A 19,545-nucleotide genomic window follows, 5' to 3' on the forward strand; every position below is an offset into this window, starting at 1 on the left:
ACATGCCCGCATTCCACGGACGCGGGAACATCGCCGTCGGAACAATGAACAACTGCTGGAGGGATAGTGCCGCGCATATTCATCACCGGTTCAGCTGACGGGCTGGGGCGGCACACTGCCGGTACGCTGCTGGGCGAGGGCCACGACGTCGTCGTGCATGTACGCAGCGCCGCCCGCCTTGGCGCAGTCCAGGACCTCCTGGACCGCGGCGCCGCCGCCGTTGTTGGCGACTTGGCCGACCTGGAGCAGTCGCGGGACGCCGCCGAACAAGTCAACCGGATGGGGCCGGTGGACGCCGTCATCCATAACGCGGGAGTGCTGCACGGCCCGGACGTCTTCAACGTCAATGTCGTGGCCCCCTACCTCCTCACCGCACTCATCCACCGCCCGCGCCGGCTGATATATGTCAGCAGCGGCATGCACCGCGGCGGCCGCGCCGAGCTCGCGAAACTCGACGGGGGCGCCCGGACGCTGACCTACTCGGACAGCAAGCTTTACCTCACGGCCCTGGCGGCCGCCGTCGCCCGTTTATGGCCGGACGTCCTCAGCAACGCCGTCGATCCCGGCTGGGTGCCCACCAAAATGGGCGGCGCCGGGGCCCCGGACGATCTCCGGCTCGGTCACTTGACGCAGGAGTGGCTGGCCACCAGCGAGGATCCGGCGGCGCTCACGAGTGGCGGCTACTGGTTCCACCAGCACCGGCGAGACCCGCACCCGGCCGTCCACGACGAGGCGTTCCAGAACAAACTCCTGGACCACCTGGCCCGGATCACCGGCGAGCGCCTGGCCTGACCCAAATCCCCCCCAGGATCACATCACCGCAGTGGCGTTCGCGGGTGATCCGGTTCCGCCGGTGATGTTCAGCGGCTTGACGGTGATGAAGGCGTCCCACTGGCCGGCAGCCCGCATGTGCCGGGTCAGCGGACCCAGCCGCCACAGTTCCCCCAGCGGCAAGCCCAGCTTGGCCAGCAGCTGCTGGTGCATCATGCCGTGGTCGTTCGGTGCTGAATCGCGGTAAGGGCTGGCGGGCAGTGCGGGCAGGCATTCGAGGGCAAAATTGTCCGCCGCCAGGAGCGCGAGCCGGCGGTCCCATGCCCACGCAACGAACTCCTCGGACTGGGCCACGCCCGTTGCCCGCCTGCTGTCCCGCATGCGCTGCTTCTCCTCCGGCTGCAGGCCAAGGAACCATTCGCACCAGCCCGTATGCAGCATGAGGATGTCGCCCTGCCGGAGGTCTATGGACTGGCCGGCCATCGCCCCCTCGATCAGGTCAAGGCCCAGGGGTTCCCCGGCGGCATGGTCGATCGGGGCGCCCTGCCCGGCGCGGTACCCGGCCAGGTCCACCAGCACTCCCCTCCCCACAATGGGACTGTCCGCCCATTCCTGGATGCCGAGGTCCGGCGTGCCCTCGCTGATGCGGTCATCGGGCGTGCCGTTGTAGAAACCGGCGTCGTCCGCCCGGCGGTGGCGCAGCCCGTCGATCTGGCTGGATCCCTGCAGGTAGTACCCGTCAAGATAATCGTCGCGGTGGGCCGGGTGCGAGGAGTAGATGGTGTGCCGGGGGGCGCTGCGCTTAAGGGACATGCCCGGGTCGAAGGCATCCGCCGGATAGTCCAGGCCAAAGGCAGTTCCGGTCCGGATGCAGTCCCGCGCGTCCCGCACAGTTTGGGGAGTAATGAACGACGGCGTCCCCCGGGTTGGGTCCGGAAACAGGCCCCAGGAAGTCCCGGCCAATGCGCCCTCCCGGCGGAGGAGTTCAGCGAACGTCGGGTGCCGTCCGTCTTCGGCAGCAGGACTCACCGTGCCCCCGCTTCCTGGGGCTGATCCTGGTCCTGGCGGCGTTTGTAACTGAGCAGGAACCCGGCGACGGCACAGATGGAGGCGGCGATGCAGATGGGCGCCTTGATGGTGCCGTTGAGCAGTGTCAGCCACTCGCCTTTGCCGGCCGCCAGGGCGATGGCCTGCCCGGCCACGAACACGACGCCGCCGGCCAGCAGCACTGCCAGGGTCAGGACGAAGAGGACTTCGATGGCCCTTCGGATCGGTTGCATGTGTCTTTTTCCTTTAGATGGGCAGGATGCCGAGGATGATCAGGACGCCGATGCCCAGCAGCGGCAGGGCGTAGTGGGTCAGCAGCCGGAGGAATGTGGTGATCGGGTCCACGTCCGCTATGCCGCACGCCACGTACAGCGGGGCCCCTCCCGGCGGGACCGCCGCCTCGCAGGAGGAGAAGACAAGGACGGCCACGGCCGCCGTGGTGGCCGGGACACCTGCTGCCACCAAGGCGGCCACACCGACGGTTCCGACGGCCGCCATGGTCGCCGTCGCCGAAAGGGGCGCAGCCACGGCGATGACGATCAAGCCGATCAGGATGGCCAGGATCCACAGCGGCAGGTTCATCCCGTTGAGCAGTTCGGTCATCTGCTTGGGCAGGCCGGTGGCGGCGAGGGCGTTGGCACCGGCGAAGGCGAACACCACGGTGACGCCCACGATGCCGAAGCGCGGCGCGGACTCCTCCAGCAGCGCCCACCAGGCCCGGCCATCGGCGGGCAGCTTCTTCCGGCCCAGCAGGACGCCGGTGATGATGAGGACCACGGGGATCCAGACAATCACGCTGACCGATCTGGTGACGTCTCCGCCGGTCCAGTCCGACAGTCCCTTGGCGATGGCGCCGGAGGTGATGACCAGCGGGATGGCCACCACAACGAACAGCAGCAGGGTGGCCCAGCCGCGGCCGAACGCGGCCCGGACAGGCAACCGGTGCGCGGCGTCAAGCGGTGCCATGCCGCTCTTGCGGACCAGGAGCCAGGTGACAATCAGCCGGTGCACGAAGCACCACAGGCCGCCGAACAGCAGCGGAAGCACCAGCGCATTGATGTCCAGCAGGGGCCCCACCGTGGCGGAACCCACCAGGACGAACATCGAGGCACTGAACGGAAACGTGATGCCCATTCCAGCGTTCCCCGCCACAAGCGTGGCCGCCGAGGGCTTGTCCAGCCGGGACTTTTCCATCCACGGGATGGTCACCGATCCCACCGTTGCGGCGATGGCGGCCTGGTTGTGGACCACGCTGCCCAGTCCCGCTGATGCCACGGTGGAAACCCAGGCCGGCCCGCCTTTGACGCCGCCGATCAGGGAGTTCAGCAGGTCGATCAGCCGGTCCAGCACGCCGGTCCTGTCCAGCAGGTAGCCCATGAACACGAACGCCATGGTGGCGTAGACGATCTCGTCCGTGATGGCCGAGTACAGCGCCGCCAAGCCGATTTGCGCCGCAGCCGCCCCGGTGAACGGAAGCACGGCCAGGAACCCGAGGATCATGGCTTCCCCGACGCTGCGCTTGAGCACGGTGGTCCACAGCAGGATGGCGGCAAGGTAGGCGCCGAGTGCCCAAATGCCGATCATGCTGCTGCTCCTGACGGCGGTACGCCGGTTAGGTGGTGAGTCACGTAATACCCGTTCCTGATTCTGCCCGACTCCGGGCTCAGCGCAAGGCCGGCGCTGATTCCTGGGCGATGCGGCCAAGGGCGGCAGCGGACGCGGTGGTCATCTCGGCGGGCACTCCAAGGTCGCCGAGGTAGCCGGCGGTGTCCCGCATCTCCTTCGAGCGGCGGACGGCGTGCTTGGCAGTCCCGGTGAGGAACCGGTCAATCACTGCCTGCCCGTCACCGGCCAACTGGTTCGCAATCTGCGCACGGATCCATTCTTCGAGCCCGGCCGCCCGGCCCGCGGTGACTGCCTCGACCACCACGGAGGCCAGGCCCTTCATCAGGACGCTCCGTAGGAGTTTGTGCGCCATGGCCGCCCCGGGTTCCCCGTCAGCAATTTCGACGTCGACGCCAAGGGGGCTGAGCAGCCGGGCCACCGCCTGGGCACCCTTTCCGCTGACCATCAGGGGCGTCCTTTCGCCCAGTGCGGAAACCGGTCCCAGGATGGCGACGTCGGCGAAGGCGGCTTTGCTTGGCAGCTGTCCGAGTTCCTTCATGACTCCGGGGGAGGATGAGGTGAAGTCCGCGTAGCAGCTGCCTGTTTCGAGGACCGGAAGGCACTCCCCGGCGACGGTGCGCGCCGCGGCGGCACCCGTCATCACCAGGACAATGTCTGCTCCGATGCAGGCTTCGGCGGCAGTCGCCGCGCGGGTGACGCCGGCGGGGGCGGTGGGCGCAACGGGATCAAAGCCCGTGACCTTGTGGCCGGCGGCGTGGAGTGCCGCGGCGTAGGTGGCGCCGGCTTCGCCGAGGCCAATAACGGTTACCGCTGTCATGGTTTCTCTGTCTTTCTTGCGTTAGTGGCGGGCAGCGACGATGGTTTGGCGGCGGCTGGTTTCATCGGCGAAGACTGCTTCGGCGGCTTCGGCGACGGCGGCTGCCTGCTCCCGGGGAATCACCACGACGCCGTCTGAGTCGCCGACGATGACGTCGCCCGGCAGGACGGGGACGCCGCCGAAAGCGAGCGGCGTCCCCAGGCGGTAGGGGCCGTTCTTGTAGGGGCCGGCGGGGGAAGTAGCCCGGGCGAAGACGGGCATGCCGATCTCACCCAGCGCCTCGGCGTCGCGCGCTGCTCCGTCGAGCGCGAAACCCGCGATGCCAAGGTTGATGGCACGTTCACCAATGAGTTCACCGAGCAGTGCGCGGGAGGAGTCGCCGCCGCCGGCCACCACAATGACATCGCCGGGCCGGGCCAGCTCCAGCGCCTTGTGGATGCCCTGGTTGTCCCCCGGCCGGGTCCACACCGTGAAGGCAGGCCCGGCCAGGTTGGCACCTGGCCAGATCGCCTGGATGGCGGAGTCGGCGACGCCAAGCCGGTCCATGGCGTCGCCGATGTTGGCGGCCGGCAGTTTGGCGAGGCGTTCCACAACGTCCCTGGCAGGGCGGGGGAAATCGGCGTCGATGATGTCGATTGCTGGTGTTGTCATGATGGCTTCCGTCCGGTGGTTGCGGGAGGGTCAGTCGGTTTTCTGGACCAGCGGGAGGACCTTCTTGAAGTCCTCTTCCTGCCCGGCCCAGAACTGCTTGTAGTCGTTGCCGGAGAGGTAGCTGGTCTGCAGGCCGAGGTCGTTCATCTTCTGCACGACGGACGGATCTTCGATGGCCTTCTGGATGGCAGCCTCAAGCTTCGTTGCTACGGCTTCAGGCAGTCCGGCGGGGGCGGAGTAGCCACGGGCGGTCCCCGCTTCAACTTCGTAGCCAGCTTCCTTGAACGTGGGAACGTCCGGCAGTGAAGGGGACCTCTCGGACGTCATGACACCCAGGACGCGGGCCTTGCCCTGCTTGGTCAGGTCCGTCACGTCGCTGACGTTCGCCACCAGGATGTCAACGTGCTTGCCCAGGAATGCCGTGGTTGCCTGTGATGCGCCCTCAGAGAAGTGAACGGGAGCGAACTCCGCACCCGTCACCTCCTGGATCTGCGCCATGGCGAAGTGCTCGCCGGTCTGCAGGCCGGTGGTGCTCGCGGTCATGGACTTCGGGTTTGCCTTGGCTGCATCCAGGAGCTCCGTGAGCGTCTGGTACGGGCTGTCCGGCTGGACCGCAATGACGGCGGGGTCGATGACCTGGCGGCCCAGCGGCTGGAAGCTGTCGCGGGTGTACTTGGCGCCGCGGGCGGGATCCAGGGGTGATACGACGACGGACGGGGAACCGGTGGCGCCGATGGTGTAGCCGTCCGGCGCCGCGCTGGTCAGCTGGGTGTAACCGATCTGGCCGCCGGCGCCGGGCTTGTTGATGACCTCCACGTTGGTGCCGAGTTCCTTTTCCAGGATGGGCTGGATGAGCCGGGCGGCCGTGTCCACGGCACCGCCCGACGAGAAGGCGACCACGAGGTCGATCGTCTTGCCCTTCTTCGGGAAGTCGCCGGCGGAGGCGTTGGTGGCTCCGGCGTTGGCGCCACAGCCGGTGAGTGCAATCAGGGATGCTGCCGCGATGGCGGCGGCGATGCGGGAACGGGTTTTCATGGTTCTTCTCCTTTGAAGGGGTGTTGGGGGCAGTACCGGAAGGGGTTTAGGTTTCGGGGTCTTCATTGAGCGCTTTCGGCTTGCGGAGCTTGAGCATTGGGCTGAAGACGATCAGCAATCCCAGGCCGATCAGGACTGCTGAGATGGGGCGGCTGGTGAAGATACTGAAGTCGCCCTGCGAAATTTCGAGGGATTCGCGCAAGGAGCGTTCCATCAGCGGGCCGAGGACCAGGGTCAGCACCATGGGTGCCAGCGGGATGTCCAGGTGCCGGAGGGCGAGGCCCAGGAGCCCGAAGCCGATCATCACGAAGACATCGAAGACGCTGAAGTTGATGGTGTAGGCGCCGATCACCATGAAGAGCAGGATCAGCGCGGTCAGGATCGACGACGGGACACGGAGGATGGAGGTCCAGAGGCCCACCAGCGGAACGTTGAGGACCAGGAGGAGGAGGTTTCCGATGAAGAGGCTGGCGATGATGGCCCAGGCGATTTCGGAATGTTCGGTGAACAGGGTGGGGCCTGGGGTGAGGCCCTGCTGGAGGAAGGCGCCCATCAGGACAGCGATGGTGGGCGACGCCGGAATGCCGAGGGTGAACAGCGGGATCAGGGCGGCGTTGGCATGGGAGTTGTTGGCCGTTTCAGGGCCGGCAACACCTTCGATGGCGCCCTTGCCCAGTTCGCTGCGGTGGCGGGAGAACTTCTTCTCGGCGCCGTAGGCCAGCAGGGACGAAACGGAGCCGGTCATGCCCGGGATGAGTCCCAGGCCGAAGCCGATCCCGGTGCCGCGGGCCATGGCCGGTGCACTCCGGCGCCATTCCTTGCCGGTGGGAAGCAACGAGCGGAAGTTCGGGGCGTGCACCGTGGGCGTTGCCGTGCCCTTGCGATAGGACAGGAGTTCGGAGAGACCGAAGACGCCCACAATCACGGCAACGAAGCTGACGCCGTCCAGCAAACGGTCCATGCCGAAGGTGAACCGGGGGGCACCGGCGACGGGGTCGATGCCCACCATGGCGATCAGCAGGCCGAGGGCACCCGAGATCACCGCCTTGACCATCGATTTGCCGGCGAGCGCAACAAGCAGGGATATGCCCACCACCATCAGCGCGAAGAATTCCGGCGGCCCCACAAGCAGGCCCAGTTCCCCGAGCGGCTTGGCTGCCGCCACGAGGCCGATGGTGGCCACAGTTCCACCCACAAACGATCCGACGGCGGCGATGGTCAGGGCGGCTCCGGCCTTGCCGATCTTGGTCATTGCGTAGCCGTCAATGGTGGTGATGGCGGAGGCGGCTTCGCCGGGAGTATTCAGCAGCACGCTGGTGATGGTTCCCCCGTAGGCGGTGCCGTAGAAGATGGCACAGAGCATGATGATGGCACCGGTGGCATCCAGGTTCAGGGTGAGCGGGATGAGCAGTGCAACGCCGGCGACGGGACCGATTCCGGGCAGGACCCCGATGATGGTGCCCAGGAGGCAGCCCAGGAAGGCAAAGAGCAGGTTCTGCCAGGTCATGGCGGCGGCAAAGCCGCCCATAAGTTCGTTGAAGATATCCACGACTAGAGTCCGATCGTGTTCAGCAGGGGGAAGGCCGAGACGGGCAATGCCACGTTCAAGCCGTAGTTGAAGGCGTAGAACGCGCCCACGCTGCCAGCGAGCGCTGTGACCAGGGAGGAGACCCAGCCCCGGCGGCCGCGCAGCTTCAGGTGGTACAGGAGGAAGAAGAACATGCTGAGCTGGAAGCCGATCAGGTCCATGACGGCCGCTAGGATCGCTAGGCTCAGGACGACGGCGGCCACCAGTCCGCGGTCAACGCCTTCCGCCGTTTCGCTGGGACTGCGGAGTTCCTGGAGCAGCCACAAGACGGCCATGGCGGCGAGGACCGCGCCCATCGCGAAGGGGAACAGGCCAGGGCCTGGTCCCAGGGAAGTCCAGAGGCCGAGGCCGAGCGAGCTGACCAGGACGTAGACGCCGACGGCGGCGAAAGCGCCGATCCCCACGAGCACGGAGGGGGCCACCCGGCCGGTGCTCGTTGGTTTGGTCATCACTGACTCCGTTGTCATTGGTTCCTTCTTACTGTGCGTCGTTTTCACGCTGCGTCATTGCATTCCACAGAATGAAACTATATTGCGTACAGAGAAATAGTGACAGCAGACACACGCGCTGTCAAGCGCAAGGAACTTACATAGAATGAAAGGATGGCTACGACGACACCCACGCCCGCGGGCAGCCCGGCAGACGAGGGCCCCAAGGCCTCGAACATGCGTTCCCTCTCCCGCGCCATGGAGGTCTTCGCGGAACTGCAGCGCGCCGAACGCCCCCAGCGGCTTAGCGACCTGGCCAGGAACTGCGGCATGAGCCTGCCCACCACGCTCCGGATCCTGCGGGTGCTGCAGGATTTCGGCATGGTGAGCCAGACAGACAAGTCCTACCGGATCGGGCCGGCCGTGCTACCGGCGGCAAAGAGCTTCCTTGAGAACGATCCCTTGGCGGTTGCCGGACGTCCGGTCCTGCAACAGCTGGCAACGCAGACCGGCATGTCCGTTTCTCTCCATACCCGGCTCGGGAACGAGCGGATCCTGGTGGCGCGGGTTCAAGGCAAGGCGCCCATGCAGTACGACCTTCCCTTGGGTAAACGCCTGCCACTGACCCGCGGCGCGGCAGGGAAAATCCTGATTGCAGACGCTTCTGACCAAGAGCTCGAACAGGTAGTGGCGGCCGCGATCGCCGCCGGCCATGAGGAGCCGGGATTCACGGTTGAGGAACTGCGGTCGCGGCTGCCCGGGCCAGGCCTGGACTACGCGTACTCCGCGAACGAGCGCGTCGTGGGCGTGCTCTCCGTCGGGGTTGCCTTGACCAACAGGGCAGGCCGCGCCAACGAGGCCATGGCGCTGAACTGCCCGGCAGAGGCGACGACCGAAGAGAAAATCAAGGCCAATGTCCCGGAGCTGCGACGCGCCGCCCGCAGGCTGTCGGAACTGCTCGAGGGCTCCGTCTATTAGGAGGCTTGCACCCGGCCCCAGGGCCTGAAGGGGGCGAAACTGCAGGCGAACCTCGGTGGGACGTTTGGTGAACATCCGGCAAAATCCGCCAATTGCGCCGCACGGGGCGTTGATACTGGAGTACATGCCTTTTGTTACCCGCCAGTACGGACAATCGCCCACCCGCCGCCAGGTCCTCCGCGCAGGCGGCCTTGCCGCGGCCGTCGCCGGAGTGGCGCCCCTCGTCTCGAGCCCTGCCCAAGCGGCTGATCCGCTGTTCGCGCATGGAGTTGCCTCCGGCGATCCGCACCCGGACAGCGTGGTGCTCTGGACCCGGGTGACCCCCAGCCCGGAAGCCACACCCGGCTCGGGACTCGGCCCCGCCGCTACAGTGAACTGGGAAGTGGCGGCCGACCCCGCCTTCACAAGGATCGTCTCGAAGGGCTCGGTGAAGACCGGGCCGGAGCGTGACCACACCGTGAAGGTGGTCGCCGATCGCCTGCAGCCGGGCACCCCGTACTGGTACCGCTTCACAGTGGGCCGCGGGATGTCCGCCACAGGCCGGACCAAGACGGCACCGGCGGCCGGGGCCCAGGTGGAGCAGCTCCGCTTCGGCGTGGTCTCCTGCGCCAACTATCAGGCAGGCTACTTCAGCTCCTACCGCCACCTCGCCCAGCGCGGGGACCTCGACGCCGTGCTCCACCTCGGCGATTACCTCTACGAGTACGCACCCGGGGAATACCAGGCGAGGGACGTCGTCGTACGCCCGCACGATCCCGCCGTCGAAATGACCACCCTCTCGCATTACCGGCGCCGGCACGCCCAGTACAAAACAGACGCCGACCTGCAGGCCCTGCATTCGGCTGCACCCTTCATCGTCACCTGGGACGACCATGAAGCGGCCAACGATGCCTGGAGCGGAGGAGCGGAAAACCACACCGAGGGCGCAGAGGGGCCCTGGGCCGAACGCCGCGCGGCTGCCAACCAGGCCTACGCGGAGTGGATGCCCGTGCGCTACCAGCCCGGAGGTCCGCTGTACCGCCGCCTTGACTTCGGTTCGCTGGCCAGCCTGTCCATGCTGGACCTCCGCTCCTATCGGAGCCAGCAGGCCGCCAACGGCCTCGACCCCGCCGTGGACAGCCCGGACCGCACCATCACGGGAGCTGCGCAGATGGACTGGCTGCTGGGCAACCTCACGTCCGGCGGCCCCCAGTGGAAGCTGGTGGGCAACCCGGTGATGATTGCCCCCGTCCGGGTTCCCTCGACGCTCAGCCTGGCCGAACTGGCGGGGGTCCAGAAGCTCATGGGCGGCACCACCGTCGACGGCGTCCCCTACAACGTGGACCAGTGGGACGGCTACGAGGCGGACCGGAGCCGGGTGGTCCGGCACCTGCGGGACCAGGCAATCAAGGACACCGTTTTCCTCACCGGCGACATCCACTCCGGGTGGGCCTGCGACCTCCCCGCCGACCCCCTGACCTACCCCACCACCGGCGATTCGGTGGCGGCGGAACTGGTCTGCACGTCGGTGACCAGTGACAACCTCGACGACATACTGAACGCTCCACCGCGGACCTCCTCCCTGGCGGTGGAGGCGGCCATCAGGACGGCCAACCCCCACGTGAAGTACCTCGACTTCGACTCGCATGGATACTCCGTCCTGGACGTCACTCCTGCGGGAGTCCGGATGGACTGGTACGTCCTTGCCGACCGGACGGCGCAGGCCTCGGCGGCCACGCTGTCCACCTCCTTCAGGGTCGGTGCCGGCACCGGCAAAGTCGTCGCGGCAACCGGCGGCGCGCTGTGAACCCGGACCGCCGCCAGTTCCTGCGCCTCGCCGGCGCCGGAAGTGCCGCCGTCGTCCTTTCAGCGGCGCCCGGCACGTCGTGGGCCGGCCCGGCGACGAATCCCGGCACCGCCCGGACGCGCACCTATGTCCTTGTGGTGGACGGCTGCCGGCCGGACGAGATCACCCCTGAGCTGACCCCGCGGCTCGCCGCGCTGCGGACGCAGGGCACCAACTTCCCTGCCGCCAGGTCGCTGCCGGTGATGGAGACGATCCCGAACCACGTCATGATGATGACCGGCGTCCGGCCGGACAGGTCCGGAGTCCCCGCCAACTCGGTTTACGATCCCGCCGAGGGGGCAGCCAGGGACATGGACCGCGAAACCGACCTCCGCTTTCCCACGCTGCTTGAACGCCTGCGCGACTCCGGCTTCACCACCGCCTCCGTCCTGAGCAAGAAGTACCTCTACGGAATCTTCGGCACGCGGGCAAGCTACCGCTGGGAGCCTTATCCCCTGCTGCCCGTGACAGGACACGCGCCGGACGCCGCGACCATGGACGCCCTGCTGGCCATCGTTAGCGGCCCCGACCCGGACTTCACGTTCACCAACCTCGGCGACGTTGACCGGATGGGGCACTCGGACCTGACCGGAACCACGCTGCAGGCCGCGCGCACGGCTGCCCTCGCGGACACCGACCTGCAGGTGGGCCGGCTGGTGGACCACCTGGTTGATACGGGCAAGTGGGAGTCCAGCGTCCTGGTGGTGCTTGCGGACCACTCCATGGACTGGTCACTGCCCACCAATGTGGTTTCGGTGGACCTGATCCTCCAGGCCCGGCCGGACCTCCGGTCCTCCATCACCGTGGCCCAGAACGGCGGTGCGGACCTGCTGTACTGGACCGGCCCCTCGGAGCAGAAGGCGGCCGGCCTCCAGGCCGTGCGTTCCCTGGTCGAATCACACCCCGGCGTGCTGTCGGTGCAGGCACCTGCCGAGCTGCGGCTGGGGGCGGAGGCCGGCGACCTGGTGGCCTTCTGCCGTGCCGGCTGGCGGTTCTCGGACCCCTACATCGTCTCGAATCCCATACCCGGCAACCACGGGCATCCCGCCACCGAACCCATCCCGTTCTTCATCTCCGGCGGCAGCCCCCGGGTGCTCCGCGGCCGGACGTCCTCTGATCCTGCGCGGACGGTGGACGTGGCCCCGACCGTCGGTGCCCTTTACGGGCTCAAGGCGCCTTCGGGCGGCTACGACGGTGTTGCCAGGACGACGGCGTTCAGCGGCTGAGGGGGCGTGAGGGCCGCAGCCGGACCGGAGGAAGGGGTCGCAGCGGCCGAGGTGCCGGGATCATACTGGTGGCATGAGCGATCGCGCCGATTTCCTGGACTGGGTGAGGACCGAGCTGCACGCTGCGGAACTCGCCATTCATAACGGTAATGCCGCCCCGCGCAGGGCACTCTGGTCCCGCAACGAACCCGTGAGCGTCCTTGGTGCATGGCGCAATGCCTTCGGACAGCAGGAACTGGACGACTTGTTCACGGGCCTTGCCAGGCAGTTCTCCAACTGCACTTCGTACAGATTCGAGTTGCAGGCCTACGACATTGTGGGCGACATGGCATATACGGCGGGCCTGGAACACACTTCAGCCTCGGTCGACGGCCAACCGCGCAGCTACGTGCTCCGGGCAACCCAGATTTACCGCCGCGAGGACGGTGCATGGAAGGTCGCCCACCGGCACGGCGACACAGTAACCGGCTGGGGTCTTGGCCCGGGCGGCTAACGGTTGCCGGCCGGGGCCAGCGGCCGGGCCGGGCGGGCGGTGGTGGCCTCGGGCGTTTCGGGCCGGGGCAGCCGGAGCCTTTTGAGCAGCAGGGCGTTGACGGCGACCAGGAAGCTGGAACCTGACATCGACAGGGCCGCGATCTCGGGGCTGAGGACGATCCCCGCGAACGCGAACACCCCTGCCGCGATGGGCAGGGCTATTGCGTTGTATCCGACAGCCCAGCCCAGGTTTTGGCGCATCTTCCGCAGGGTTCCTTTGCCGATGCGCAGGGCGATGGGCACGTCCAGCGGGTCCGAGCGCATCAGCACGACGTCGGCCGTTTCGATGGCCACGTCGGTGCCGGCACCGATGGCGATGCCAAGGTCAGCCTGGGCCAGGGCTGGGGCGTCGTTGACGCCGTCGCCGACCATGGCGACTTTCCTGCCCTCCTGTTGCAGTTCGGCAATCTTCGCTGATTTGTCCCCCGGGAGCACTTCCGCGATGACGGTGTCGATGCCGAGCTGGCCGGCGATCCTTTGGGCGGTGGCTTCGTTATCGCCCGTGAGCATGACGACTTCGATCCCGGCCTCGTGCAGGGCAGCTATCGCCGCCGGCGCGGTTTCCCGGGCGGCGTCCGCCAGGGCCACCACGGCCGCGGCACGGCCGTCGACGGCGACGAGCACGGCGGTCCGTCCGGTTCCTGCCAGCTCGCTGCGCACCGCAGCCAGCGGCCCCAGTTCGATGTTCTCGTCTGCCATGAGTTTTCGGTTGCCCACCAGGACCTTGCGCCCCCCTACGGTTGCGCCGGCCCCGTGGCCGGGAACGTTCAGGAAGTCGCTGGCGTCCACGGCGGCGGCGCCGTGTTCCTCGGCGTGCCGAACCACTGCCGCGGCGAGGGGATGTTCGGATTCCTTTTCCACGGCGGCGACCAGGGCCAGCAGTTCTCCTTGGTCAATGCCCTCAACGACGACGTCGGTGACTTCCGGTTCGCCCTTGGTGAGAGTTCCGGTCTTGTCCATCACGACAGTATCGATCCGGGCGGAAACCTCCAGGGCAGTGGCGTTCTTGAACAGTACGCCGCGTTTGGCCCCGAGGCCGGTTCCGACCATGATGGCTGTCGGTGTGGCCAGGCCCAGGGCGTCCGGGCAGGTGATGACGACGACGGTGATGGCGAACAGCAGCGCGGTTTGGACCCCCGCGCCGAGGGCGAGCCAGGCCGCGAACGTCACGGTTCCGCCGACCAGGGCGACCAGGACCAGCCAGAACGCGGCCCGGTCGGCCAGCCGCTGGCCGGGGGCCTTGGAGTTCTGGGCTTCCTGGACGAGGGCGACGATCTGGGCCAGGGCGGTGTCGGCCCCGACCTTGGTGGCCCGGACCCTCAGGGTGCCGCTGGTGTTGATGGACGCGCCAATCACCTCGGAGCCGGTGGTCTTGGCGACCGGGAGGCTCTCCCCGGTGACCATGGACTCATCAACCTCCGATTGGCCCTCTTCGACCTGCCCGTCGACGGGGATTTTGGATCCTGGCCGGATCAGCAGCAGGTCCCCCACCAGGACTTCGGAGGTGGGGATCTCCACTGTCCCGCCCTCGCGGATGACGACCGCGACCGGAGGTGCGAGTTCGAGCAGGGTCCGGATGGCCTCATTCGCCCCGCCGCGGGCGCGCATTTCAAACCAATGGCCCAGCAGCACGAAGGCGGCCAGGACGGTGGCGGCTTCGTAGAACACTTCCCCGCCGCCGGTGAGTGTAACCCACACGCTGTAGAGCCAGCCGGTGCCGACGGCAATCGCGACCAGGACCATCATGTCCAGGGTGCGGGCCTTCAGTGCCCGGTAGGCGCCGTCGAAGAAGATCCAGGCGGAGTAAAAGATGACGGGCAGGGACAGGATCAGGGCCATGACGTCATCGCGGAGCCCGAACGGTGTCGGGGCGGTGAAGCCGAGCATGTCCCGGCCCATCGGGGACCAGAGCGTCACACCGATGGACAGGACGGCGGCCACCAGGAACCGGTTGCGCATGTCCCTGACCATGTCATCCATCGACATCCCGGCGTGGTGTCCGCCGTGGCCCATCATCTCCTGCGGGGTTCCGTGCATCGCCCCGTGGCCGGCGGGGCCGTGGCCTGCATGTTCGCCGGCCGCCGGATGGGCATGCCCGGCACCCTGGGTCCTGGCCGGGGCGTGCAGGGGCTCGTCCATGGGGTAGCACACGTGATCCGGGACCGATTCGCCCCGGCAGTGGTATCCGCAGTCCCGGACCCATCCGGAGATCTGCTTCACGGACGTCAGTGACGGGTCGAACTTCACGGTGGCGGTCTGGGCGACGGGGTTCGCATCGACGGCGGTGACTCCGGGCCGCTGCAGCAGCACGCGTTCAATGACCGCTTTGGAGGTCGCCCAGTGCAGGCCCCGCACCTCCACGACGGTGCTCTTCAAAGGAGCGTCTACTGCTCCGCCGGCGGTGGCCTTCCTGTCAGCAGTCATCGCGGGTCCTTTCGCAGGGTTGTCCGGGAAGGCAGCGGGCGTTTCACCCGTTGCCGGACCTTCACCGCGTGGGAGCAATGCACCACTGCCCTACCGTTCACTATCGTCCTTGGCGCCGGGAAGCGTCAGAGTCTTTGGTCCCCGGCGTCCGGGGCTGTTCGGCGGGCGGCACATTCATCGCGTCCCGGATCACCGGGCGAGCTGGCGCAGGTGGCAGTGCTGGATCAATTCCACGGCTTCGTCGATGTCGTCGGTGCACCGCAGCAGGCGGATGTCCTGGGCTGCAATGAATCCCTGGCTTTGGAGCTGCTCCCGGATCCAGTCGGTCAGTCCGGTCCAGTGCCTGGTCCCGATCAGGACGACGGGAAACTCGTGGATTTTGCCGGTCTGGACGAGGGTGAGGGCTTCAAAGAGTTCATCAAGTGTGCCGAACCCGCCGGGAAGGACAACAAAGGCCGAGGCGTAGCGGACGAACATGAGTTTTCGGGCGAAGAAGTACCGGAAAGTCATGGACACATCGACATAAGGGTTCAACACCTGTTCCCTCGGAAGTTCGATACCCAGTCCGACCGAGGTGCCGCCGGCTTCCGTGGCGCCGCGGTTGGCAGCTTCCATCAGTCCCGGCCCGCCCCCTGTAATCACGGCGAACCCGGCCTTTGCGCACCGGGCGCCCAAGGTCCGGGCCACCGCGTAGCGGGGATCCTGGGGGCCGGGGCGTGCTGATCCGAAGACGGCGACTGCTTTGCCGAGCCGGTGTGAGAGGAGGCTGAATCCGGCGTCGATTTCGGTGCTGATCCGTTCCATCCGGGCCGGGTCATCGGCCGGGTCGGCGAGGACTGCGAGCAGTTCTTCATCGGTCATTTTCATGCCGGTGCCGCTTCCGTGTGCATGCTGCAGTAGCGGTTGTGTTCCCCGGCTTCTTCGGCGGTGAGCCGGCCGTCTTCAATGGTGAGGACACGTTTGGCCGCGGTCCGCAGCCGCTGGTCGTGGCTGACGATGATGACGGCCCGATTTTCCCGGCAGGCCGTCCCGCACAGGAGCAGGGTCACGTCCTGGCCTGTTTTCGCGTCCAGGTTGGCGGTGGGTTCGTCGGCGAGGATCAGCCGCGGGTCGTTCGCCAGGGACCGTGCGATGGCCACGCGTTGCTTCTCGCCGCCGGAGAGGTCCCGGGGCAGGTTCCGCAGCCGGTGTCCGAGCTGGAGTTGTTCCAGCGCGGCCCGGGCTTTTGTCCGCGCCGCTTTCCTCGGTGTTCCCGCCGTGATCAGTGGCAGCATGACGTTTTCCTCGGCAGTCAGGGCCGAGAGCAGGTTAAAGGTCTGGAAGACGAAACCGAATTCGCGCAGCCGCAGCCGGGACAGTTGCGCAGGTGAAAGGTTGGAGGTGTCCTGCCCGGCAATGAGGATCCGGCCGCCGGAAGGGGACATGAGCGTGCCGATCATGGACAGCAGGGTTGTTTTCCCGGATCCGGAGGGGCCCATGACGAGCACGATGTCCCCGGGGTCAACGCTCAGGGACACGTGCTCCACCGCGGTCACGGCGGTGTGCCCGGACCCGAAGGTCTTGGACACGTCCTGGACGTCGACAATTCTCATGCCCGGAACACCTCCGCCGGGTCGATCCGTGACAGCCGGCGCACCGGCAGCAGTGAAGCCACCACGGCCATCACCAGTGTGACCGCGAGGATCCAGGCGGCGTCCAGCCAGCGGATTTCCGTGATGAACTCCGGGACATAGATTCCCGCGGCCCCGCTGACGGCCAAGGCAAGGCCTGCCCCGACGAGGTACCCGAGCACGGCGGCGGTGATGGCCTGTTCGATCACAACGGTGTAGAGCTGGCGGTTGCTTACCCCGATCGCTTTCAGGACACCGTATTCGCGCGCTTTTTCGATGGTTGAGGTGAAGATGGTCAGGCCGATCACGGTCATGCCCACGGCAATCCCGATTAAGAGCAGCACCAGGATGATGGGCAGGAAGGTGTCCCGGACGATGTTTGTGTTGTTCTCCACGAACCTGTCCTTGGTGATCGCGTCCACCGCGGGGTCCGCTTCGATCCGGGATGCGACCGCGCCGGCGTCGGTGCCGTCCTTGACGGTGACAAGGAAGAAGTTGGTGGCTCCGGGGAGCTGCAGGATCCTTTCGGCGTCTTCCTTGGTGGTGAACGCGAAGGAGAAGCTGAGGATGTATCCGCCCTCGGAGTAGCCGGCGACCTTCAGCGTCCTGCCTGCGACGGGGATGGTGTCCCCGATCCTGATGTCCTGGCTGCGCCCTACCACCCGGTCGATGATGATTTCGCCCTTATCGGGCACGGTTTTGCCCTCGACCACCCGGGCGGGTGCGCCGACATTATTCTCCGTGTCATCGGCAATGACGTAGAGGTTGATGTCCTTGCCGTTATGCGCGAACGCCACCCGGCGGCCGCTGAAGGGCTTGGCGCTGGCGACACCGTCAACCCCGCTCAGGAAATCCCTGACGGTCAGGGGCAGCACGGAGGGGGTGTGGAACATGTCCGTCGCGCCCGTCTGGGTGATCCAATAATCGGCAGGGACAGTGCGGATGTACTCACCGATCTTGTTGCTCCAGCCCTGATACAGGCCCTGGATGCTCATGATCAGCAGCACGCTGAACGCGACCCCGCCCACGCTGATCAGCAGCCGGGTTTTCTCCTGGACGAGGTTCTTTACCGCCAAGAACAGCATGATGCCACCCTTCAGGCCGTCGTTGCCCGCATGGCTGTCACGGGCCTTCCTGCAACTTCTGCCCGGTCCCGGCACGGCCCCGACCGGACCGGGGGACGAAGCCGGGGACCTCCCGGCGGTACGCGGCATAGGCTTCGCCGAACTCGGCCTCCATCATCCGCTCCTCCTTCCGGGCCAGGCGAAGGTACACGATGACCAGGACCGGGAACATCAGCAGTGTCAGCAGCGTGGGCCACTGCAGCAGGAATCCGGCCATGATCGTCAAAAACCCCATGTACTGCGGATGCCGCACCTTTGCGTAGGGGCCCGACGTGGCCAGCCGGTGCTCGCGCTGCGCGGCGAACAGGACCTGCCAGGACAGGTAAAGCAACATGAAACCGGCTGCGATCAGCACATTGCTGAGGAGGTGCAGCGGGCTCAGATGTGGGTCCCCCTGCCAGCCCGTGAGGTCCTGCCACAAATGACCCGTGTTATGGCTCAGCAGGTCCAGGCCCGGGACCCGGTTCCCCAGCCAGCCCGACAGCAGATAGATGGTCAGGGGAAAACCGTACATCTCGGTAAAGAGCGCCACGATGAAAGCAGAGAAACCGCCCAGGGCGCGCCAGTCCAGCTTCGTCCTGGGCCGGACAAAACTGAACGCGAAAATGATGAACACGGCCGAATTGAGGATAACCAGCCACCACAGGTCATACCCGTAGTCAGTGGGCATGCCCGGCACCCCCTCCGGAGTGCGGCCGGCCCGCACCACGGCCAGCGCCACCATGACCGGCATGGCCGTGGCCGCCATGCATGAAGAGATGCATCGACATCATCAGCACCACCCACAGGTACGGCAACGCGTCCAGGACATGCAGCCAGTGGTTCGTGACCAGGTACACCGCGGTGGCCGCGATAAGGACCGTCAGCAGCCCCTGCGTCCAAGGCCCCGACGGCCTGGGTATGGGGAGCTGCGGCTCCGGGCTAGTGCTCATACCGGAAAGTATTGGCCGCACCACGGCACGGGGAAAGGGTCAAACGGCCCGAGGAAAACAGATGTTTCCTGGATGCCCCACGACCTGGCGCGCTCACACGAACCCGGACGTTCAGTGGCCGCCGGTATGCCCTCCGGAGTGATCCACGGTGGGCACCGGTCCGGGGGTTATGTCCGTCCCGGTGCTGCTGATCGCGGGACCTATGACAAACGCGGACAGGGAAAACATGGCGGCGAAAACCAGCAGTCCCAGCACCGGTGCGATCCAGCTGCCAAACCGCCGGTAAAGCCGGACCAGCAGGGGAACCGATGCCAGAAGCCCCAGCGCGCCGAAAAGTGCCGTGCCGCCGGACCCTGCCACCAGGGCAGTTCCGGCGAGCAGGCCGATGTGGTGCAGAACGTGCGGCAACAGCCCCATGATCAGGCCGACGGCGCCGACCACAGTGTGCCATAGCGCCTGGATCCTGCCCCGGATGCCCGGTCCGGCAGGAACCGCTCCGCCCCGCGCCCCCGCTCCCCGGTGCATGTGGTGGGAGGAATGGTCAGCGGTCACGGCTATCCTGCTCACCCCGGGCATCCCGGGAGCTGTGCCCGGACGGTGCAGAACCATCCAAGCCCGCCGCGATCCTGAACACTTCACCGCCTATGACTTATGCCCTTCAGGAGGTGCCTGCCACTGTTGCCCCCCAGTGTGATGCCAACCTCAAGTACACCGCAAGGGCCGAAACTCCCTACCCGCCCCGGCCGGCTGACCGGGGTGAAACGGAACCCGCCGCAGGCTCGTTGTACCGGACAGCGTCCTGCCATTGGGCCGATAGTCTTGAACATAAACGTTGTCCGCGAAGGAGGACCCATGACCGAGCCGGCCTGCGCCCCTGCGGTTGCCACGCTTCGCCGCGCAGGACTCCCCGCGGCTGTTCCGGCCCCGAT

At 66.9% G+C, this 19,545-nt stretch carries 20 protein-coding genes; 5 read left to right on the forward strand and 15 right to left on the reverse strand.

The features are described from left to right. Positions 1–66: 66 nt before the first annotated feature. A complete protein-coding gene (locus U7114_RS16065) occupies positions 67–792 on the forward strand; it encodes an SDR family NAD(P)-dependent oxidoreductase (protein ID WP_323057928.1) in 726 nt (241 codons plus the stop codon). A gap of 18 nt (positions 793–810) precedes the next feature. Here the strand turns inward: U7114_RS16065 and U7114_RS16070 are convergent, their stop codons facing one another. The 8 genes from U7114_RS16070 to U7114_RS16105 form a co-directional block, all read right to left on the reverse strand. Next, on the reverse strand, positions 811–1,800 hold the full coding sequence (locus U7114_RS16070) for a cyclase family protein (protein WP_323057929.1): 990 nt from the start codon (positions 1,798–1,800) through the stop codon (positions 811–813). Next, positions 1,797–2,051, reverse strand: coding sequence for a hypothetical protein (locus tag U7114_RS16075; RefSeq protein WP_157239946.1), 255 nt, complete (start codon positions 2,049–2,051; stop codon positions 1,797–1,799). The genes U7114_RS16070 and U7114_RS16075 overlap by 4 nt, the downstream gene beginning before the upstream one ends. Before the next feature lie 13 nt (positions 2,052–2,064). After that, entirely contained in the window at positions 2,065–3,402 is a 1,338-nt protein-coding gene (locus U7114_RS16080; protein ID WP_323057930.1) for a TRAP transporter large permease subunit, read from the reverse strand. 79 nt (positions 3,403–3,481) lie between these two features. Continuing rightward, positions 3,482–4,261 (reverse strand): NAD(P)-dependent oxidoreductase, encoded by a 780-nt coding sequence (locus U7114_RS16085; RefSeq protein WP_323057931.1) that lies wholly within the window; start codon positions 4,259–4,261, stop codon positions 3,482–3,484. Positions 4,262–4,282: 21 nt separating this feature from the next. Continuing rightward, on the reverse strand, positions 4,283–4,912 hold the full coding sequence (locus U7114_RS16090; RefSeq protein ID WP_323057932.1) for a methyltransferase: 630 nt from the start codon (positions 4,910–4,912) through the stop codon (positions 4,283–4,285). Between the two features lie 30 nt (positions 4,913–4,942). Next, on the reverse strand, positions 4,943–5,947 hold the full coding sequence (locus tag U7114_RS16095; RefSeq protein ID WP_323057933.1) for a tripartite tricarboxylate transporter substrate binding protein: 1,005 nt from the start codon (positions 5,945–5,947) through the stop codon (positions 4,943–4,945). A gap of 46 nt (positions 5,948–5,993) precedes the next feature. Continuing rightward, positions 5,994–7,496 (reverse strand): tripartite tricarboxylate transporter permease, encoded by a 1,503-nt coding sequence (locus U7114_RS16100; RefSeq protein ID WP_323057934.1) that lies wholly within the window; start codon positions 7,494–7,496, stop codon positions 5,994–5,996. Between the two features lie 2 nt (positions 7,497–7,498). Then, positions 7,499–8,002: a tripartite tricarboxylate transporter TctB family protein gene (locus U7114_RS16105; protein ID WP_323057935.1), complete on the reverse strand. Its 504-nt coding sequence runs from the start codon at positions 8,000–8,002 to the stop codon at positions 7,499–7,501. A 135-nt stretch (positions 8,003–8,137) separates the two neighbouring features. On the opposite strand from U7114_RS16105, the gene U7114_RS16110 reads away from it, so the two are divergent. The 4 genes from U7114_RS16110 to U7114_RS16125 all read left to right on the forward strand — a co-directional run bounded on the left by U7114_RS16110 (position 8,138) and on the right by U7114_RS16125 (position 12,485). Further along, positions 8,138–8,941, forward strand: a complete 804-nt coding sequence (locus U7114_RS16110; RefSeq protein WP_323057936.1) for an IclR family transcriptional regulator — start codon at positions 8,138–8,140, stop codon at positions 8,939–8,941. A 124-nt stretch (positions 8,942–9,065) separates the two neighbouring features. Further along, the gene (locus tag U7114_RS16115) at positions 9,066–10,727 is read left to right on the forward strand and encodes an alkaline phosphatase D family protein (RefSeq protein WP_321214969.1); all 1,662 of its coding nucleotides are present in this window, start codon (positions 9,066–9,068) and stop codon (positions 10,725–10,727) included. Next, positions 10,724–11,992 (forward strand): alkaline phosphatase family protein, encoded by a 1,269-nt coding sequence (locus tag U7114_RS16120; RefSeq protein WP_323057937.1) that lies wholly within the window; start codon positions 10,724–10,726, stop codon positions 11,990–11,992. The genes U7114_RS16115 and U7114_RS16120 overlap by 4 nt, the downstream gene beginning before the upstream one ends. A 73-nt stretch (positions 11,993–12,065) precedes the next feature. Beyond that, positions 12,066–12,485 carry a nuclear transport factor 2 family protein gene (locus U7114_RS16125; RefSeq protein WP_323057938.1) on the forward strand — a complete coding sequence of 140 codons (420 nt, stop codon included), beginning with the start codon at positions 12,066–12,068 and terminating at the stop codon, positions 12,483–12,485. On the opposite strand, the gene U7114_RS16130 is transcribed toward U7114_RS16125, so the two are convergent. From U7114_RS16130 to U7114_RS16160, 7 genes are all read right to left on the reverse strand, one after another. After that, complete coding sequence (locus U7114_RS16130; protein ID WP_323057939.1) at positions 12,482–14,950, reverse strand: heavy metal translocating P-type ATPase; 2,469 nt, start codon at positions 14,948–14,950, stop codon at positions 12,482–12,484. The genes U7114_RS16125 and U7114_RS16130 overlap by 4 nt on opposite strands. A gap of 189 nt (positions 14,951–15,139) precedes the next feature. Beyond that, a complete protein-coding gene (locus U7114_RS16135; RefSeq protein ID WP_321214966.1) occupies positions 15,140–15,817 on the reverse strand; it encodes a TIGR00730 family Rossman fold protein in 678 nt (225 codons plus the stop codon). Beyond that, positions 15,814–16,542, reverse strand: coding sequence for an ABC transporter ATP-binding protein (locus U7114_RS16140; RefSeq protein WP_323057940.1), 729 nt, complete (start codon positions 16,540–16,542; stop codon positions 15,814–15,816). The genes U7114_RS16135 and U7114_RS16140 overlap by 4 nt, the downstream gene beginning before the upstream one ends. Beyond that, entirely contained in the window at positions 16,539–17,645 is a 1,107-nt protein-coding gene (locus tag U7114_RS16145; protein WP_323057941.1) for an ABC transporter permease, read from the reverse strand. Before U7114_RS16145 ends, U7114_RS16140 begins: the two co-directional genes overlap by 4 nt. Positions 17,646–17,682: 37 nt before the next feature. Continuing rightward, positions 17,683–18,354 carry a methyltransferase family protein gene (locus tag U7114_RS16150; RefSeq protein WP_157239969.1) on the reverse strand — a complete coding sequence of 224 codons (672 nt, stop codon included), beginning with the start codon at positions 18,352–18,354 and terminating at the stop codon, positions 17,683–17,685. After that, entirely contained in the window at positions 18,344–18,616 is a 273-nt protein-coding gene (locus tag U7114_RS16155; protein WP_323057942.1) for a DUF2933 domain-containing protein, read from the reverse strand. Before U7114_RS16155 ends, U7114_RS16150 begins: the two co-directional genes overlap by 11 nt. 111 nt (positions 18,617–18,727) lie before the next feature. Then, a complete protein-coding gene (locus tag U7114_RS16160; protein ID WP_323057943.1) occupies positions 18,728–19,168 on the reverse strand; it encodes a hypothetical protein in 441 nt (146 codons plus the stop codon). Positions 19,169–19,545: the final 377 nt, after the last annotated feature.

The organism is Pseudarthrobacter sp. C1, from assembly GCF_034720455.1.
Taxonomy (GTDB): domain Bacteria; phylum Actinomycetota; class Actinomycetes; order Actinomycetales; family Micrococcaceae; genus Arthrobacter.

Excerpts from the sequence above, each read along its gene's own strand:
- U7114_RS16075 (WP_157239946.1), bottom strand. The coding sequence starts at position 2,051 with ATGCAACCGATCCGAAGGGCCATCGAAGTCCTCTTCGTCCTGACCCTG.
- U7114_RS16080 (WP_323057930.1), bottom strand. The coding sequence starts at position 3,402 with ATGATCGGCATTTGGGCACTCGGCGCCTACCTTGCCGCCATCCTGCTG.
- U7114_RS16085 (WP_323057931.1), bottom strand. The coding sequence starts at position 4,261 with ATGACAGCGGTAACCGTTATTGGCCTCGGCGAAGCCGGCGCCACCTAC.
- U7114_RS16090 (WP_323057932.1), bottom strand. The coding sequence starts at position 4,912 with ATGACAACACCAGCAATCGACATCATCGACGCCGATTTCCCCCGCCCT.
- U7114_RS16095 (WP_323057933.1), bottom strand. The coding sequence starts at position 5,947 with ATGAAAACCCGTTCCCGCATCGCCGCCGCCATCGCGGCAGCATCCCTG.
- U7114_RS16105 (WP_323057935.1), bottom strand. The coding sequence starts at position 8,002 with ATGACAACGGAGTCAGTGATGACCAAACCAACGAGCACCGGCCGGGTG.
- U7114_RS16110 (WP_323057936.1), top strand. The coding sequence starts at position 8,138 with ATGGCTACGACGACACCCACGCCCGCGGGCAGCCCGGCAGACGAGGGC.
- U7114_RS16115 (WP_321214969.1), top strand. The coding sequence starts at position 9,066 with ATGCCTTTTGTTACCCGCCAGTACGGACAATCGCCCACCCGCCGCCAG.
- U7114_RS16125 (WP_323057938.1), top strand. The coding sequence starts at position 12,066 with ATGAGCGATCGCGCCGATTTCCTGGACTGGGTGAGGACCGAGCTGCAC.
- U7114_RS16130 (WP_323057939.1), bottom strand. The coding sequence starts at position 14,950 with ATGACTGCTGACAGGAAGGCCACCGCCGGCGGAGCAGTAGACGCTCCT.
- U7114_RS16135 (WP_321214966.1), bottom strand. The coding sequence starts at position 15,817 with ATGAAAATGACCGATGAAGAACTGCTCGCAGTCCTCGCCGACCCGGCC.
- U7114_RS16140 (WP_323057940.1), bottom strand. The coding sequence starts at position 16,542 with ATGAGAATTGTCGACGTCCAGGACGTGTCCAAGACCTTCGGGTCCGGG.
- U7114_RS16145 (WP_323057941.1), bottom strand. The coding sequence starts at position 17,645 with ATGCTGTTCTTGGCGGTAAAGAACCTCGTCCAGGAGAAAACCCGGCTG.
- U7114_RS16150 (WP_157239969.1), bottom strand. The coding sequence starts at position 18,354 with ATGCCCACTGACTACGGGTATGACCTGTGGTGGCTGGTTATCCTCAAT.
- U7114_RS16155 (WP_323057942.1), bottom strand. The coding sequence starts at position 18,616 with ATGAGCACTAGCCCGGAGCCGCAGCTCCCCATACCCAGGCCGTCGGGG.